General features: G+C 67.8%; 12 protein-coding genes. 10 read left to right on the top strand and 2 right to left on the bottom strand.

Annotated elements, in window-relative coordinates; all coding sequences use genetic code 11:
• Window positions 1–56 precede the first annotated feature (56 nt).
• The 5 genes from NBT82_RS06440 to NBT82_RS06420 all read left to right on the top strand — a co-directional run bounded on the left by NBT82_RS06440 (window position 57) and on the right by NBT82_RS06420 (window position 6,826).
• Window positions 57–1,601 carry a CARDB domain-containing protein gene (locus tag NBT82_RS06440; RefSeq protein ID WP_251330727.1) on the top strand — a complete coding sequence of 515 codons (1,545 nt, stop codon included), beginning with the start codon at window positions 57–59 and terminating at the stop codon, window positions 1,599–1,601.
• A gap of 7 nt (window positions 1,602–1,608) precedes the next feature.
• Window positions 1,609–2,475 carry a rhomboid family protein gene (locus NBT82_RS06435; protein ID WP_251330726.1) on the top strand — a complete coding sequence of 289 codons (867 nt, stop codon included), beginning with the start codon at window positions 1,609–1,611 and terminating at the stop codon, window positions 2,473–2,475.
• Window positions 2,476–2,543: 68 nt separating this feature from the next.
• The gene (locus NBT82_RS06430) at window positions 2,544–3,701 is read left to right on the top strand and encodes a signal peptidase I (protein WP_251330725.1); all 1,158 of its coding nucleotides are present in this window, start codon (window positions 2,544–2,546) and stop codon (window positions 3,699–3,701) included.
• Between the two features lie 55 nt (window positions 3,702–3,756).
• A complete protein-coding gene (locus tag NBT82_RS06425) occupies window positions 3,757–4,950 on the top strand; it encodes a DUF5305 domain-containing protein (protein WP_251330724.1) in 1,194 nt (397 codons plus the stop codon).
• A gap of 46 nt (window positions 4,951–4,996) precedes the next feature.
• A complete protein-coding gene (locus NBT82_RS06420) occupies window positions 4,997–6,826 on the top strand; it encodes an ATP-binding protein (protein WP_251330723.1) in 1,830 nt (609 codons plus the stop codon).
• A gap of 263 nt (window positions 6,827–7,089) precedes the next feature.
• Here the strand turns inward: NBT82_RS06420 and NBT82_RS06415 are convergent, their stop codons facing one another.
• Window positions 7,090–7,707, bottom strand: a complete 618-nt coding sequence (locus NBT82_RS06415) for a trimeric intracellular cation channel family protein (RefSeq protein WP_251330722.1) — start codon at window positions 7,705–7,707, stop codon at window positions 7,090–7,092.
• 167 nt (window positions 7,708–7,874) lie between these two features.
• On the opposite strand from NBT82_RS06415, the gene NBT82_RS06410 reads away from it, so the two are divergent.
• The 3 genes from NBT82_RS06410 to NBT82_RS06400 all read left to right on the top strand — a co-directional run bounded on the left by NBT82_RS06410 (window position 7,875) and on the right by NBT82_RS06400 (window position 10,870).
• Window positions 7,875–8,933, top strand: a complete 1,059-nt coding sequence (locus tag NBT82_RS06410) for a M20/M25/M40 family metallo-hydrolase (RefSeq protein WP_251331364.1) — start codon at window positions 7,875–7,877, stop codon at window positions 8,931–8,933.
• A 62-nt stretch (window positions 8,934–8,995) separates the two neighbouring features.
• Window positions 8,996–9,484: a 50S ribosomal protein L11 gene (locus tag NBT82_RS06405; RefSeq protein WP_251330721.1), complete on the top strand. Its 489-nt coding sequence runs from the start codon at window positions 8,996–8,998 to the stop codon at window positions 9,482–9,484.
• A 51-nt stretch (window positions 9,485–9,535) separates the two neighbouring features.
• Window positions 9,536–10,870, top strand: a complete 1,335-nt coding sequence (locus NBT82_RS06400) for a nickel pincer cofactor-dependent isomerase, group 22 (protein WP_345780680.1) — start codon at window positions 9,536–9,538, stop codon at window positions 10,868–10,870.
• Here NBT82_RS06400 and NBT82_RS06395 read toward each other — a convergent pair.
• Window positions 10,867–11,967: an NADH:flavin oxidoreductase/NADH oxidase gene (locus tag NBT82_RS06395; protein ID WP_251331362.1), complete on the bottom strand. Its 1,101-nt coding sequence runs from the start codon at window positions 11,965–11,967 to the stop codon at window positions 10,867–10,869. The genes NBT82_RS06400 and NBT82_RS06395 overlap by 4 nt on opposite strands.
• A 108-nt stretch (window positions 11,968–12,075) precedes the next feature.
• Here NBT82_RS06395 and NBT82_RS06390 point away from each other — a divergent pair, with 108 nt between their 5' ends.
• Both NBT82_RS06390 and NBT82_RS06385 read left to right on the top strand, forming a co-directional pair.
• Window positions 12,076–13,668, top strand: a complete 1,593-nt coding sequence (locus tag NBT82_RS06390) for a COG1361 S-layer family protein (protein WP_251330720.1) — start codon at window positions 12,076–12,078, stop codon at window positions 13,666–13,668.
• Window positions 13,669–16,005 (top strand): efflux RND transporter permease subunit, encoded by a 2,337-nt coding sequence (locus tag NBT82_RS06385; protein ID WP_251330719.1) that lies wholly within the window; start codon window positions 13,669–13,671, stop codon window positions 16,003–16,005.
• Window position 16,006: the final 1 nt, after the last annotated feature.

Raw genomic sequence — 16,006 nt, 5'->3', positions numbered from 1 at the left:
TTCAATCACCGTACTCTGAAGCGGTAGGAATCCATTCGTCCACCGATGCCAGTCCGATGAGTCGAGCCATCTCGCGTCTCGCTGTGATCGTCCTGACGCTGTCGGCGGTCTCCGTTGCCGTCGGAACCGGCGCCTCGCTCGCTCCCGGGTCGACGGATCCCGTCGGTGAAGACGTGTCACTCTCCCCGTCGTCGGGGGCGAACGGCGCCTACGCCTCTGTCGTCGACGGCGACCTCGTCGTCGATCTCACCCCGAGGAATCCGAACCTCCACGGTAACGGCGTCGGCGACGGTACCCTCACGACCGTCGACGACGTGTTCGTCGTTCACTACGGTGGCGAGCGATTCGCGCGGATCTGGCTCACGCACAACTCGGAGTCGATCACCGTCCGAGCGAGCGGCCGGCCGATCGAATCGGAGTCGAACGCCGTCGTTCTGTCGGCCGACGAGTCGGCGACCGTGGGGATGCGGATCGACGCCACCGGGTCCACCGACGAACTGTTGGCGGATCTCACGGTCCACGCCCGAATCGCCGAACCGGAAGACGTCGAAGTCGGAGCAGCCGACGTCGCTCCCGCGTCCGGTCCCGTCCGTTCGATTCGGACGTACGCGCCGAGCAACGACGTTCGGGAGTTCACCGTGACGAACGCTCCAGCCGGGGCGCCGGTCACGCTCGACGCCGACCGACTGGTAGTCGACGCCGTCGAGACGGGGACGCTCACCCTCGACGAACTGATCGTGACCGGTGACGGCGGGCCGATGTCGGTCGACGTACGGGTACTCGACGGGACGGCGCGTCCGGACGCCGATGTCGGCGTCAGACCCCTCGGTGCAGTCGAGGTGGAGGACGGTGGCTCTGTCGAGTCCGCCGCCTTCCGGTTCAGCGCCGCGCCGGCCTACTTCGACGCCAGACGGACCACCGTCGACCGCCTCGTAGTGCGACGCAACGACGGCCGTGGCTGGCGATCCCTCGACGCGAGGCACGTCGGCACGCGGAACGGCCGTGTGGTGTTCGAAGCCCAGTCGCCAGGGTTCTCGACGTTCGTGGTTGGCGTCCGGGCGTCCGCTCTCCGGGTCACCGGTGCCGACCTGTCCCGCTCGACCGTCACGCTAGGCGAGTCGGCGACGACGACGGTCTCGGTGAGAAACGACGGCCTGGTCCCCGGCGAGCGTACGTTCGTCGTCTCGCTCGACGGTGAGCGGACCGCAGCTCGTGCCGTCGAACTGGCCCCCGGCGAGTCGACGACGATCCGGTTTGCCGTCGCCCCTCAATCGCCGGGACGGTACGCGGTGAGCGTCGGCGGCGTCGATTCGGGGACGCTCGTCGTCGACGCACCGAGGTCGACGCCGGCCTCGATCACCTCCCGATCGCCCGGTACCGCGTCGGGCGCTGCCGACCCACCGGTGGAGGGAGCGGCGAGCGGGCCGCCGGCACTCTCTCCCTCGTCGGCCCCACCGTCACCGACTCCCGCGGACCGGGCGGGAGAGCCGGTCGGCGAACCCGCGACGTTCTCGCTGTCGTCGATGGGATGGCTGTTCGCCCTCGTCGCAGTGCTCGTGGTCTGGCTGGTCCGCCGGCAACGCGGTGGGGAGGGAGAGTGACCGATCCGTGTCGCTTCGCTCCGCCGCCGACCCCCCGTTCCGCGTCGTCGTCGCCGGCCTCGTCCGAATGCGGGACTGCGCGGCGCTCGCGGCCGTGCCGGCAGCGGTACTCGGCATCTTTCTGTTGCCGGAGTCGCGCCGCCAGTCGCTGACGTTCGTCTACACCGATCCCTCCCTCTCGACGGCGTTCACGGCACATTTCGTCCACTTCCGGGTCTCACACCTCGCGTCCAACCTGCTCGGATACGTGGTTTTCGCCGGCCTCTCGTACCTGCTCGCGACGCTCGCCGATCGACGGCGACTGTTCGGTGCCGCGACGGCGACGTACCTGCTGGCGCTCCCGCCCGTGCTCTCGGCGCTGAATCTCGCGGTCCCCCGACGCGCCGTCGGTTACGGCTTCTCGGGCGTGACCGCCGCGTTCGCGGGTCTTCTCGCCGTCCTGCTCCCGTTGTACGCCCGATCCAGGCTCGTCCCGTGGGTCGACTACCGGCACGCCCCCGCCGTGTTCTTCGTCGTGCTTGCGATCGCGACGGTCGTCGCCCTGCCGCCGTCGACGACGAGTCTCGGGGTCGGTCTGACCTGTGGACTACTCGGCGCGTACTACGTTCGCGCCCTCGATATCGACCGTCGCCGAGTCGGGCGTCCCGGAACGGCGGGGTCGACGCGAGGCTGGCTCGAACTGTTCGTCGTCGCGACAGTGTCGTGTCTCGGATTCCCGGTCGTCGGGTTCGGCGCTGGAACCTCACACGTGGCGACCGTCCCGAACGACTACGTACACCTACTCGGATTCTGCCTCGGGTTCCTCGGTCCGTACGTGAGCCTAGCGGTGGGCCCGTTCGGCGCCGACCGGGCGGCGGACGAGCCGACCGGGTAGCGGCCTCCGGGAGGCCCCGGCTGGCGGAGGGTTTTTTACCGGTTCGGCGCCAGCGTCCCGTATCCCGAATGTCACCGCGACGCACGCTCTCGGTCGCGGGCGAGGCACTCGCCGTTCTCGTCGTCGTCGCGTTAGTCGCCGGACAGGTGCTCGGCTATCCGGTGTTGCTCGGATTCGTCGAGACTGGAAGCATGGAACCGACGCTGGATCCCGGTGACGGATTCGTCGCCATTCCGACCGCGATCGACGGCCACGTCGAGGAAGGCGACGTCATCGTGTTCAGAGCCGAACGGATCCAGGGCGGTGGTCTGACGACCCACCGGGTCGTCGACCAGACGGAGCGTGGCTACGTGACCCGCGGCGACGCCAATCCCTTCACCGACCAGGACGGCGACGAGCCCCCCGTGAAGGACGCCCAGATCGTCGCCAAGGCGTGGCAGGTCGGTGGTTCGGTCGTCGTGATCCCACACATGGGTACGGCGGTGATGGGGCTGCAGAGCGCGGTCACCGACACCCAGCGACTCTTGGCGTCGGTGACGGGGAGTCGCTCGCTGCTCGGAACCCAGGGACTCACGTACCTATTGCTCGGACTCTCGGCGCTGCTTTACGTGTTCGATCTGTTCGCGAGCGACGGCTCGGAGCGCGACCGGACCCGGTCACGAGACCGAGATCGGGGGCTCTCGACACGGACCATCGTCGCCGGACTCGCGGCGCTGGTCGTCCTCACCGCGACGGCGTCGATGGTCGTTCCCGGAGGGACCCAAGAGTTCGGCGTCGTGAGCGCTGAGTTCGACTCGGAGAGTCCGACGATCATCCGACAGGGGAGCGCCGAGACGCTCACCTATCGCGTCCCCAACGCAGGCCTCGTCCCCGTCGTGGTCTATCTGACGCCCGCGAGCGAGGGCGTGACGACCGATCCCGAACGACTCCACGTCCCCGGCCGGTCGAATACGAACGCGACGATCACGCTGTCCGCTCCACCGGAGACGGGCTACTATCGCCGGTACGTCTCGGAGTATCGGTATCTCGCAATCCTGCCGACTTCGGTGATCGATGCCGGTTACCGTCTCCACCCGTGGGTGCCGGTCGTGCTCGTCGACGCCGTCATCGGTGTCCCCTTCTACCTGCTCGGGACGTGGCTCGTTGGCTCCGGACGGCTCCGAGCACGTTCGCGCTCGCGGGACGGAGTCTCGACCCTCGGACGTCTGTTGAACCGGTACGGCTGATCCGGGGACCTGCTCCCTCAAGATTCTTGTAGGGGTACCGGGAAAAGGGGGGCACATGTCACGGGAGTGGGGGGTGCGCGGACGGATACTGCTGGACCGCTGGTTCGTGGTCGTGGTCCTGTTCGGTGTGGTACTGACGGCTGGCGGCGGATACGCGACGTACTCCGCGTACGAGGCTCCCGGAACGACGACCGAGCAACGCCAGGTGTCCTCCTGGGAGGCCAACGGGACGTACGAACTGGCCGCGGCGGTGACGGAGTCAAACCCGCTGTATCCGATCGGTACCGAACTCTCGGACCGACCCGCGTACTTCCTCTCGATCAGTCCGCTCGTCGAGGGGACGTTCCGATTCGAGTACCGGGCGACGGAGGGCGGGGCGCTGGCGGTGACGATCCAGCAGACGCTGGTGCTCCGGGCCGTCGAAGCGCAGTCGACGGAGGGTGACGGGGAGCGCGTCGAATACTGGCGGCTCACCGAACCACTCGGGACGGCGAGCACGACCGGCGTTTCCCCGGGTCAGTCGGTCGAACTCGCGTTCGAGCGCAACGTCAGTCGGACGTACGATCGGATGGCGAACATCTCCGAGCGGTTGGGTGGAACGCCCGGATCCGTACAGATGCTCGTCGTCTCGACGGTGGAGTTGGAGGGGCGCGTCAACGGGAACGATGTATCGCGGACGGCCGACTACCGGCTTCCGATGTCGGTTAGCGGGACCACGTACCAACCCGGTGCCGTGGAGGGCGAGACGCTCGATGGGTCCACGACCGAGCGGGTTACACGGCAGCGAACGTACGGGCCACCCTACCGAATCGGCGGGCCGATCGCGCTGATCGCCGGGATCGTCGGGATCGTCGGACTCGCGTACGGACGGTACGACGATCGGTTCGCCGTCTCCGACGCCGAGCGTGCGGCACTGGCGTTCCAGTCGGCCCGGGACGAGTTCGACGACTGGATCACGACCGCACGGCTCCCCTCGACCGTTCGCGACCGCCCGCGGATCCAGATCGACACGCTCGCGGGTCTCGTCGACACCGCCATCGACTTCGACGCCCGCGTGTTCGAGGACCCTGAGGACGGCAGTCTCTACGTTCCACACGAGGGGATCCTGTACGTGTGCGAACCGCCGACGGCCGGCCTCGATGCGATGGTCGGGGGCGACGGCGGGGACGATACGACCGTGAGATGCGGGGATGACGAGGGGAACGATGAGGGTGGCACCGACGAGGGCGACGACGCGGAGTCGACCTGAGGCCGTCGTCGAAAGGCGTTTCATCCTCACCTCCGTGGTCGTGTACATGTCCGATCTGGGGGATTTCACGGAAGTCTCGTCCGACGATACGACGGACGACCCGCCGTCTACGGCCGACGACGAGGGGCCGACGACCGACGACGACGGCACGGCGCCGGCGGGGGCGGACGAGGAGACGTTCGGGACCTACGACGTCTCGCCCGCCGGTGGCGACCACGGCCTGGGTTCCATCTCCGTCTCGCGGGGGCTCCGCGTCGCCGAAGACGGCGACGATACGACGCTCGAGGCCTTCGTCACCAGCGACAACCGCGAGTCGGTCCGGCTCGGCAAGTACGTCCTCGTCCCCTATCCGGACGACGAGACGCTGTTCTGTCGGGTCTCCGCCCTGGAGTACGCCCAGGAGTTCGAGGCCGACGACGCGACCGAAATCCACGCCCGGCGAGCGATGCGCCGCGACGACTTCACCGAACGTGACTACAAGTTCGTCGCGACGCTCCATCCCGTCGCGGTGTTGTTCTCCGAGGACGGGGACCTGAAACGGCGGATGACCGACCGGGTACCGAAACCAGGCGCGGTCGTAGGCGAGGCGACTGACGCGGCACAGATCAAGACGGGACTGGCCATCCCGAGCGACGGCGTCTTTCTCGGTCACCTCTCGGTCGGGGGCGAGACGGTACGGACGGCGGCCTCGCCGCCGACCATCGACTACCGGTTGCGGGACGACTACGCCGACGGCGACCCCCTCGTCTTCCGGCACACGCTCGTCGCCGGCGGCACCGGGTCGGGGAAGACCCACGCCTCGAAGAACGTCCTCCGGCAGTATCTCGACGCGTCGTATCCGATGGACGACGGCCGCGAGGCCCCGACGGCGGTGGTCCAGTTCGATCCGCAGGACGAGTACGCCCAGATGCATGACGACAACCCCGAGATGACCGACGGGGTCGCCCGCCGCCTCGACCGCGAGGGCATCGCCCACGGCGGCCACGACGACACCGTCGCCCTCGTCCCGGCGGTCGAGGGGGCGTCCTACGGCGGCGGCAACCACCGCGCCGAACAGGTCCCGTTCACCGTTCCCTTCCGGATGGTGCGTCGCCGCCCCTGGCTGGTCGCGGGTGCCCGCCTCAACGACAACCAGTATCAGGCGCTCGATTACCTACTCGATCGCTTCTTCCGCGACTACGGCGACGAGGGGACCTACGCCGAGTTCAAGTCCTACCTCGACGATCCGACGCTCCGCGAGGAACTGGACGAGTCGGGACGGGTCCACGAGGCCACGTTCGACGCCGTGCGTCGGCGGGCGCTCGGGAGCGCCTTCTCGAGGGTCTTCGACCGGGACGCCCGTCCGGTGACCGACCTGGTCCACGAACTCGTCCGCCCCGGCGGCTTGACGGTCGTTCCTACGTATCACGTCACCGACTCGCGTGCGACCGAACTGGTCGTCTTGGCGGTTGCCAGCCTGCTCGTCGACGAGAAACTGTCGAACGATCCGACCTACGACCGGATCAAGGAGACGCCCCTGATCGTCGGCATGGACGAAGCACACAACTTCCTGACCGACGCCGAGAGCGTCCAGGCCCGGAAAGTCATCGCGAAGTTCACCGAGGCGGCCAAACAGGGCCGGAAGGAGCGACTCGGCCTCTTTCTCATCACGCAGGACCCACAGGACATCGCCGACTCGGTGTTCAAGCAGGTGAACACGAAACTCGTGCTCAACCTGGGCGACGAGGACGCCATCAGCAGCGTCAACATCCCGTCGACGCTGGAGGACAAGGTGCCGTACATGGAGAAAGGGCAGATGGTGGTGTACTCGCCGGACAACTCGGAACCGGTGGAGCTGACGGGGCTGTCGACCTGCGTGACGCGACACGGCGAGTGATCGGTGGTCGGCGGACGGCGTGAGCGAGACACCGCCGACGGATCGGTCCCGGAGGGGAGTGACCCTGGTTCACCCGGATCACTCGTCTCCGGATCGCAGGTCCTGTACCGTCGGTACGTCCCAGTCCTGCCTGACATCCTCCCACGGCTAAAGCCGTGGGGTTCCCGACCACAGGCCGGGCAGTCCACGGCGGGAGGTTCCCCACTCGTACGCGGTGGGGTTGTGGGCCGTGCCAGTACGGCCCCCGACCGAGATAGCGGGCTTCATCTACCCCCGCGAAGGGTGCGTATCCTTACCTCGGACTCGGCGCCACAACCGACGAGCGCCGACATAATCAACGTTTCGCCGGCTGTCGGCTTCATCCCACCCCTGAAGGGGGGCTTTCGCTTCGAAATGCTGTAAAAATCGTCGAACAGGATGAACGGGGAGCGATCGAGGAGGACGTCGGCAAAGGCGCCGCCGCCGACCGCGTTGATGGCTGCAACGGCGACGATGCCGGGCGCCGAGACGCCCGCCTCGGTCGCGACGATCGCCCCGGCCGTGGCGAACGCGGCGAGTCCGACGGCGTCGGCGACGACCGCGACCGAATGCTCGTCCGGGGCTCGCAACACGACGCTCAGCACGACGGCCACCCCGACGCCGAGAAGGCCCAAGCCGAGTTTGGCCGGCGACTGAAGCGCGAGTGGAACGCGGTTCACGAGGAGGTCGCGCGTAACCCCGCCAGCGAACGCCGTCGCTAGCCCGACGACCGTGATTCCGAACAGGTCGAACTCCTCGCGGATCGCCTTGGCCGAGCCGACGAGTGCGAACGCGACCAGTCCGGTCGCGTTCGTGACCGCGAACGAATCCCCGAACAGCACCGAAACGAGGTTTTGAGTCACTACCGTCTCCCACGGGGATCACCGCCTTGAGCGCTCGGTTCGTGATTCGGTCTCACGATCCACACCGTCCGGTCCCGGTCGGTCCCACGGACTCGCGCGCCGGGTACTCGTGTCACCGGTCGAATCGCTACGGTTTTGCCCCGCCCCTCGTACCGACACACATGACGCTGGAACCGGAGCGGCGGGCCTTTCTGGACCGCCTCCTGGAGACGCCGAGTCCCTCGGGCTTCGAGACGCGCGGCCAGCGGGTCTGGCTGGACTACGTGAGCGAGTTCGCGGACGAGATACACACCGACGACTACGGCAACGCGGTGGCGGTCCACCACGGCGACGCCGACACGGCGTTCGCCATGGCCGGCCACGCGGACGAGGTGGGGTTCATCGTCCGCCGGATCGACGACGACGGCTACGTCCGCATCGGGGCGATCGGTGGCGCCGACCGCACCGTCTCCCAGGGACAGCACGTGACGATCCACGGCGACGACCCGGTCGCGGGCGTGATCGGGCAGACGGCGATCCACCTCCGGGAGACGGGTGAGGAGGAGTACGACGACGTCGGCGAGCAGTACGTCGACGTCGGGGCGACCGACCGCGAGGCGGCCGAGGCGCTGGTCTCAGTGGGCGATCCGGTCACGTTCTCGACGACGGTCGAGGAGCTGCACGGGTCGCGGCTGGCGGCCCGCGGTATCGACGACCGCGTCGGCACCTGGGCGGTCGCGGAGGGGTTGCGCCGGGCGGTCGCGGCGGACGTCGAGGCGACGGTGTACGCCGTCAGCACGATCCAGGAGGAAGTCGGTCTCCAGGGTGCACGGATGGTCGGGGTCGACCTCGCGCCGGACGCCGTCGTCGCGGTGGACGTGACACACGCGACGGACTCGCCGGGGCTCTCGGAGAAACAGCGCGGCCCCGTCGAACTCGGGGCGGGACCGGTCGTGACGCGGGGGAGCGCCAACCACCCCGTCCTCGTCGAACTGGCACGGGACGCCGCGACCGAGGCGGACGTCGACGTGCAGTTACAGGCGGCGGGCACCCGTACTGGCACGGACGCCGACGCCTTCTATACGTCCGCCGGCGGGACGCCGACCCTGAACCTCGGCCTGCCGAATCGCTACATGCACACGCCGGTCGAGGTGATCGACGAAACCGATCTTCGCGACGCGGGGGCGTTGCTCGGGGCCATGGCTCGGCGAGCGGCCGAACGCGAGCCGTTCGCGGTCGACGTGTGAGGGCCTGTGACACCGTGAACCGAAAGAAAACCGTTAAAGGTCGCCCCCGGGTTTGATGCGGTATGGCTGGAACCATCGAAGTGCTCGTTCCCGGCGGCGAGGCCACGCCCGGCCCGCCGCTCGGGCCGGAACTCGGTCCGACGCCCGTCGACGTGCAGGCCGTCGTACAGCGGATCAACGACGAGACCGACGCCTTCGACGGGATGGAGGTCCCCGTCACCGTCGAGTACGAGGACGACGGCTCGTTCACCATCGAGGTGGGCGTCCCGCCGACGGCCGAACTCATCAAGGACGAAGCGGGCTTCGAGACGGGCAGTGGCGAACCGCAAGAGACCTTCGTCGCCGACCTCACCGTCGATCAGGTGCAGAAGATCGCCGAACAGAAGCGGTCCGACCTGCTCGCGTACGATCTGAAAAACGCCGCCAAGGAGATCGTCGGCACCTGCGTGACACTCGGCGTCACCATCGAGGGCAACGACCCCCGGCAGTTCAAAGAGCGCATCGACGAGGGCGAGTACGACGACCGGTTCGCGGACGAAGCGGCGGCGTAAGCGGACGAACATCCGCGGGTTTCTTTTCGCCGTCCACGTTAGTGATGCGGTATGACCGACTCACTCGTCGTTCCCGAGGACACCGTCCGGAGTGCCGTGGGTAAGACGACGTTTCCTCGCATGGGCGTGATCGAACAGGTCTGGGACGCCGATCCGATCCCCACCGCGGAGATCGAGAGCCGGGCCACGACCGCCGTCTACGACCTCGATTTCTCGGCCATGCCCGACGGCGGCGAGGTGGCCATCGGCGCCGGGAGTCGCGGCATCGCGAACCTCGCGGCCATCGTCCGCGGCGTCGTCGCCGGCGTTCGCGAACGGGGGTACGAACCGTTCGTCTTCCCGGCGATGGGGAGTCACGGCGGGGCGACCGCCGAGGGACAGCGTGAGAAACTCGACACGCTCGGGGTGAACGAGGAGACAGTGGGCTGTGAGATCCGGGCGACGATGGACGTCGAGACGGTGGGCGAGACGCCCGAGCGTGGCGTTCCGGTGTACGCCGACGCCAACGCCGTCGCCGCCGACGGCATCGTCATGGTCAACCGGATCAAGCCCCACACCGACTTCAGCGGCGAGGTGGAGAGCGGTCTCTCGAAGATGCTCGTCATCGGGATGGGAAAACAGCAGGGGGCGAAGATGGCCCACGACTGGGCGGTCGACTGGAGTCTGCGGAACATGCTCCCCGAAATCACGAGCCAGTTGCTCGCCGAACTCCCGGTGGTCGGCGGCGTCGCCATCGTCGAGGACGAACACGACGACACGACGCTGATCGAGGGCGTCCCCGCGTCGGACTTCCTCGAACGCGAACGGGAACTGCTGGAGATGGCCAACGACCGGATGCCGAAACTGCCTTTCTCGGAGTTGGACGTGCTGATCGTCGACCGGATCGGCAAGGACGTGAGCGGCCAGGGGATGGACACCAACGTCACCGGGCGTCGGCACTTCACGATCAACGAACCCGAACCGGAGTCGCCCGACGTGAAACGGATCTACCTGCGCGGGCTGACCGAGAAGACCAAGGGGAACGCGATGGGCATGGGGCAGGCGGACTTCGTCCACCGGGACGTGAAGGCGGACCTGGACTGGTCGAAGGCGCTCATCAACGCCATCACTGCCAGTACCGTCCGGGGTGTGCGCCTGCCACCGGTCGTCGGGAACGATCGAGCGGGATTGCGGGGCGCCCTCGGGACGATCGGGCCGGTCGCCGGCGACGAGGCGCGCGTCCTGCGGGTCACCGACACGATGCGTCTGGAGCGGTGTTACGCCTCGGCACCCCTGATCGAGGCCGCCCGGGACTGCGACGACTTGCGGGTGGTCGCCGATCCCCAAGAACTCGCCTTCGACGACGACGGCGAGTTCGCCGCGCCCACGCCCGCCGGGGACGTCTAGAACGCCCGATCGTACTGGACCGGCACCTCGATGCCGTCGGCGTCCAGCCGGTCGAGTTCCCGTGCCGCGTGGAGCGCGAAGTACGGGTCGCGGAGATGTTCGCGGCCGACGATGGCTAAGTCCCCACGGTCGTTTCGGACGAGGGCGTCGGCCTGCTGGGCGGTGGTGATGCCGCCGACGGCACCGACCGCGATATTTGCCGCCGACTCCGCTCTGATCCGTCTCGCGTAGCGTTCCTGATACCCGGGGCCGGTCGAAGGAATGCGCTGATCGGGGTGGATACCGCCCGCGCTCACGTCGATCAGGTCGACGCCGAGGGCAGCGAGGTCGTCGGCCAGGCGGATCGAGTCCGCGACGGTCCACGACGGACGGTCGTCGAGCCAGTCGGTCGCCGAGATCCGGACGAACAGCGGATTCCCGTCGGGCCACACCTCCCGGACCTCGCTCGCGACCTCGCGAAGGAGACGCGTCCGGTCCTCGAAGCTCCCGCCGTAGTCGTCGTCGCGGTCGTTGGTGACCGGCGAGAGGAACTCGTGGAGGAGATATCCGTGGGCGGCGTGAATCTCCGCGACTGCGAAGCCAGCGTCGCGGGCGCGCTCGGCCGCCGACCGGAACGCGTCGATCACGTCGTCGACGTCCTCGCGGGTCATCCTGCGGGTCGCCGTCTCGTCGTCCTCGTAGGGCCACGGGACGGCCGAGGGGGCGACCGTCTCCCAGGCGTCGGCGCCGGTGAGTGGGTCGCTGCCCTCCCAGGGCCGTGTCTTGGAGGCCTTGCGACCGGCGTGTGCCAGTTGGATGCCCGGAACCGATCCGTTCGCCCGAATCGACGACGTGATCTCCGCCAGCGCGTCGACGTGGGCGTCGCTCCAGATGCCGAGGTCGTGGGGCGTGATCCGTCCGCGAGGTTCGACGGCCGTCGCCTCGGACACGACGAGACCCGCGCCACCGACGGCACGACTGACGAGGTGGGTGTGGTGCCAGTCGGTCGGCAGTCCGTCCCGACCGTCACAGGAGTACTGACACATCGGCGAGACCATCACACGGTTCGGAATCTCGGTACTGCGAATCTCGAGGGAGGTAAAGAGGTCGTCGGGCACGACGATCGGTAGCGGGTCGGTCGTCATACGACTGTCGAAGCCGGCGGTCCGTGCGACTGCCTCTCGCGACGGGTTTTTACGTTAGTATTGTATATTTTACCCACAAGCATGAATGACTACGACGGCGGAACGGTGCGACGGATCCTCGCGGTGGCGCTGGCGGTCGTGACGCTGCTGTCGGTCGTCGCGGTGCCGGCGGCAGCCGCTGGATACGACGAGTACGAGAGCCCGGAGTTGACGACGACCGTGCAGGGATCGAACGTTCTGGTCCCGGGCGAGACAGCGAGCCTCGAACTCGCGATACAGAACCGTGGAACGGCGGTCACCAGCGGTGACGGACGCGTCGACCGCCTGGCGAAGACCTTCGAGTCCGCGGGCGTGAAGCCCGGGTCCGCGATGGGGACGACCGCTCGATTCGAGTCCGAGTCGGCCCCGGTCGAGATTCGGAGCGGCGAGCAGTCCGTCGGCACCGTCGCCCCCGACGGGACGCGGACGGCCTCCCTGGAGTTGGAGGTGGCGGAGGACGCGACCCCCGGCACCTACCGGCTCCCGGTCGTACTCGAGTACCAGTACGTCCGGACGGTCAGCGTCGACGACGACGAACACTACATCACGCGGCGGGACGTGACGGTTCGTTCGCACGTTACGGTACGGATCGATCCGTCGGTCAGGCTGGGCGTCGAGTCGGTCGCGGGCGAGAACCTCCGTGCCAACGAGGACGGCCGCATGGCGGTGACGGTCCGCAACGAGGGCACGGAGACCGCAAGCGACGCCGAACTGCTGATCGAGGGGAGCGACCAGTTGACCCCGCGGACCAACGGCCTGTCACTCGGGACGGTCGACCCCGGTGAGACGGCCACGGCGTCGTTCCGCGTCGGGATGGCCGACATCGAGGACACGGACACCTACGCGGTCCCGTTCCGCCTGCGATACGAGGACAGTAACGGCGTCGTCCGCGAGTCACAGATCCGAACCGGGACGGTAACGATCGAGGACGCGCCGACGTTCGATCTCTCGGCGACGACCACCGACCTCTACGTGGACTCGACGGGTGCGGTAACGCTGTCGGTGACCAACACCGGCGATCGGCCGGTGACGAACGCCCGTGCCATCCTCGACCCGATGGAACCGTTCTCGCCGCTCTCGACGAGTGCGAGCCTCGGGACGCTCGCCCCCGGCGAGACGGCGACTGCGAGATTCAAACTCGACGTCGCGGATCGGGCCATCGCACAGGAGTACCCGCTCGCGTTCACGATCGCCTACGAGGACGCGTACCGTGAGACCGTCGAGAGCGACCGGCTGAGGGTGCCCGTTACCGTCGGACCCGAGATGACCGTCGATACGTCGGGGACGCCGACGGTCGCCGCCGGATCGACGGAGCGGATCGAGGTGACCGTCACCAACACCGGACCGGGACGGATGACTGACGCCGTCGCCCGGATCAACGCGAACACGCCGTTCGAGACCGACGACGATACGGCGTATATCGGCGACCTCGGGTCGGGCGAGTCGACGACGGTCACCTTCACCGTGAGCGTCGACGGCGCGGCGACCGCCAAGACCTACTCGGTCGACACGACCGTCAAGTACGACAACAGTTTCGGACGGACGGTCGTCTCGGACGTCGAACCGACTGCCGTCGAGGTGACCGAGAAGCGGGGCGGGATCATCTCCTCGATCCTGCAGTTCTTGGGCCTGTAAATGTCGGACATCGGAACCCGCGTCAGGGACGGACTCGAATCGCTGGGCAGGCGGAGCGCCAGCGATCCTCGGCCCGTCGTCGCCGTGGTCGTCCTGCTGATACTCGTCTCGGGCGGAGTCGCCGCCACCTCGCTCCAGATGAGCATGGGGATGACCCTCTACATCGACGACGACTCCCAGACGGCCGAGGAGTGGGCCTCCCTGAAAGAGGACTTCGAGACGGGTAACAACGTCTTCGTCGTCGTCGAATCCGACCGACTGTACGACCCCGAGACGATCCGGGCCATCGACCGCCTCGACCGGCGCTACACTGCGCTCGACGAGACGAACCGGGTGACCAGCCTCGCGGATCTGGTACGCGCGGGCAACGGCGGCGAGATCCCAGCGACCGAGGGCGGCGTCCGGCGAGCCCTAGGTCGTGCCACCACTCGGAACCCCGAGATGGCTGGCCTCCGGTCCCAGGTCGTCCCCGAGGCCGGAACGACCATCATTCTCGCCGACTACGGCGCAGTCGACACCTTCGACCGGGGCCGACTCCTGCCCGAGCGCGGCTCGGACATCGTCTATCGGCAGGTTCAACAGGAGACGGCGCTGGCCGCGCTCCCGCCCGGACTGTCGGTGACCGTGACCGGTCAGCCGGTGTTCGAGAACGCCGCCTTCGGCCTCATGCTGCCGGAGATGATCACGCTGTTCGCGGGTGCGTTCGCGCTCATCTTTGGCGTCGTCTACCTAGTCATGCGCTCGAAGGTCGAACGCTGGTGGCACGTCTTCCTGCCCCTCGGGACGGCCATGACCGCGCTGATCTACATGATGGGTGCGATGGGCGTCCTCGGCTACGACTTCAACGCCATCATGCTGGGCGTGATGCCCATCGCTCTCGGCCTGGGCATCGACTACGGTCTGCAGATCCAGACCCGCTACCTCGAAGAGCGGGCGAGCGACCGCTCGCCTGTCGACGCGGCGGGGCTGGCCACCCGCACTACCGGGCGTGCGCTCCTCATCGCGATGGGCACCACCGTCGTGGGACTCGGCTCGCTGCTGGTCTCCGAAGTCCCGCCGGTCCAGCAGTTCGGCGTCACGAGCGCCGTCAGCGTCTTCGCGAGCATGGTCCTCTCGGTGACCCTGTTGCCCGCGTTGCTGGTCCGCTTCGACGCCGGTGCGAGCGACGTGGCCGGTGACGGGACGCCCGACCAGGACCGCCTCGAAGTCCTGACCGGACTGCTCACCCGCCGCGTGACCGCTGGACGCCCGCTGGTGACGCTCCTCATCGCCTTCCTGCTGGTCTCCGGGGGTGCCTACGCCTATCCGCAGGTCGAACCCCGGCAGCAGATGATGGACTTCTGGCCCCAGAACCTCGACGCCAAGGAGGACCTGGAGCGGCTAGAGAACACCGTCGAAGGGTCGAAAGTAATCTACGTGGTCGTCGAAACCGATCAGGCGTACACCCCCGAGACGTTCCGGGAGGTGGCAACCTATCAGCGGTTGATGCTGGAGAATCCGAACGTGAACGCCGTGATGAGTCCGGTGACTGCCGTGCGAACACGGAACGAGGGATCGGTCCCCGAGACGCAGTACCGTCTGGACGCGAGTCTGCGGGCGGCGAGCGACGAGGGACCGACGGCGATCCGTGACCCGTCGGACACCCCGAGCAAACTCCTGCTCACCTTCTACGTCGACGACGTGGAGGGTGAACCGGTCCGGACGCTCATCGACGAGTTCGAGGGCAACGCCGACTACACGCTGACGACGGCCGATCAGGTGCAGGTGACGGGCAAGCCCGTGCTCAATCGAAACGTCATCGAGAACGTCACCGCCGGATTGACGCCGATGACGCTGTTGAGTTTCGCGCTCGGCTTTGCCTTCCTCGCCGTCGCCTTCAGATCCGTGAGGATTTCGGCGACGCTGATCGCCGCCGTCGCAGGGAGCGCCGCGTTGCTGGTCACCGGGGCGATGTATCTGCTCGACGTCCCTTGGAACCCGTTGACGATCACGATGTCGTCGCTGACACTCGGCATCGGTATCGACTACGGCGTCCACGTCTTCGAGCGGTTCGAGTACGAGATGGCCGAACGGGGAGAGTCCCGCCTCGACGCCGCGACGACGGCGGTAGCGAAGCTCTCTCGCCCGGTGATCGGGTCGAGTTTCACCACCATCTTCGGCTTCGGCGTCCTCACCGTCTCGCAGTTCCCGGTGCTCGCGAACTTCGGAGTGACGACCGTCTTCGCCATCGCCCTGTCGCTTGTCGCCGCCTTCGGCATCCTGCCGGCGGCGCTGGTGACGGTGCGCCTGATCGAACGAGACGAGACGGAACCGACCGCCGAGGCAGTGGTGAGCTAAC

Source organism: Haloplanus sp. HW8-1 (genome assembly GCF_023703795.1).
Lineage (GTDB): Archaea > Halobacteriota > Halobacteria > Halobacteriales > Haloferacaceae > Haloplanus > Haloplanus pelagicus.
The sequence above is the reverse complement of the archived record's forward strand: the minus strand, read 5'-3'. Positions and strand labels throughout refer to the sequence as shown.

Excerpts from the sequence above, each read along its gene's own strand:
- NBT82_RS06440 (WP_251330727.1), top strand. The coding sequence starts at position 57 with ATGAGTCGAGCCATCTCGCGTCTCGCTGTGATCGTCCTGACGCTGTCG.
- NBT82_RS06430 (WP_251330725.1), top strand. The coding sequence starts at position 2,544 with ATGTCACCGCGACGCACGCTCTCGGTCGCGGGCGAGGCACTCGCCGTT.
- NBT82_RS06425 (WP_251330724.1), top strand. The coding sequence starts at position 3,757 with ATGTCACGGGAGTGGGGGGTGCGCGGACGGATACTGCTGGACCGCTGG.
- NBT82_RS06420 (WP_251330723.1), top strand. The coding sequence starts at position 4,997 with ATGTCCGATCTGGGGGATTTCACGGAAGTCTCGTCCGACGATACGACG.
- NBT82_RS06405 (WP_251330721.1), top strand. The coding sequence starts at position 8,996 with ATGGCTGGAACCATCGAAGTGCTCGTTCCCGGCGGCGAGGCCACGCCC.
- NBT82_RS06400 (WP_345780680.1), top strand. The coding sequence starts at position 9,536 with ATGACCGACTCACTCGTCGTTCCCGAGGACACCGTCCGGAGTGCCGTG.
- NBT82_RS06390 (WP_251330720.1), top strand. The coding sequence starts at position 12,076 with ATGAATGACTACGACGGCGGAACGGTGCGACGGATCCTCGCGGTGGCG.
- NBT82_RS06385 (WP_251330719.1), top strand. The coding sequence starts at position 13,669 with ATGTCGGACATCGGAACCCGCGTCAGGGACGGACTCGAATCGCTGGGC.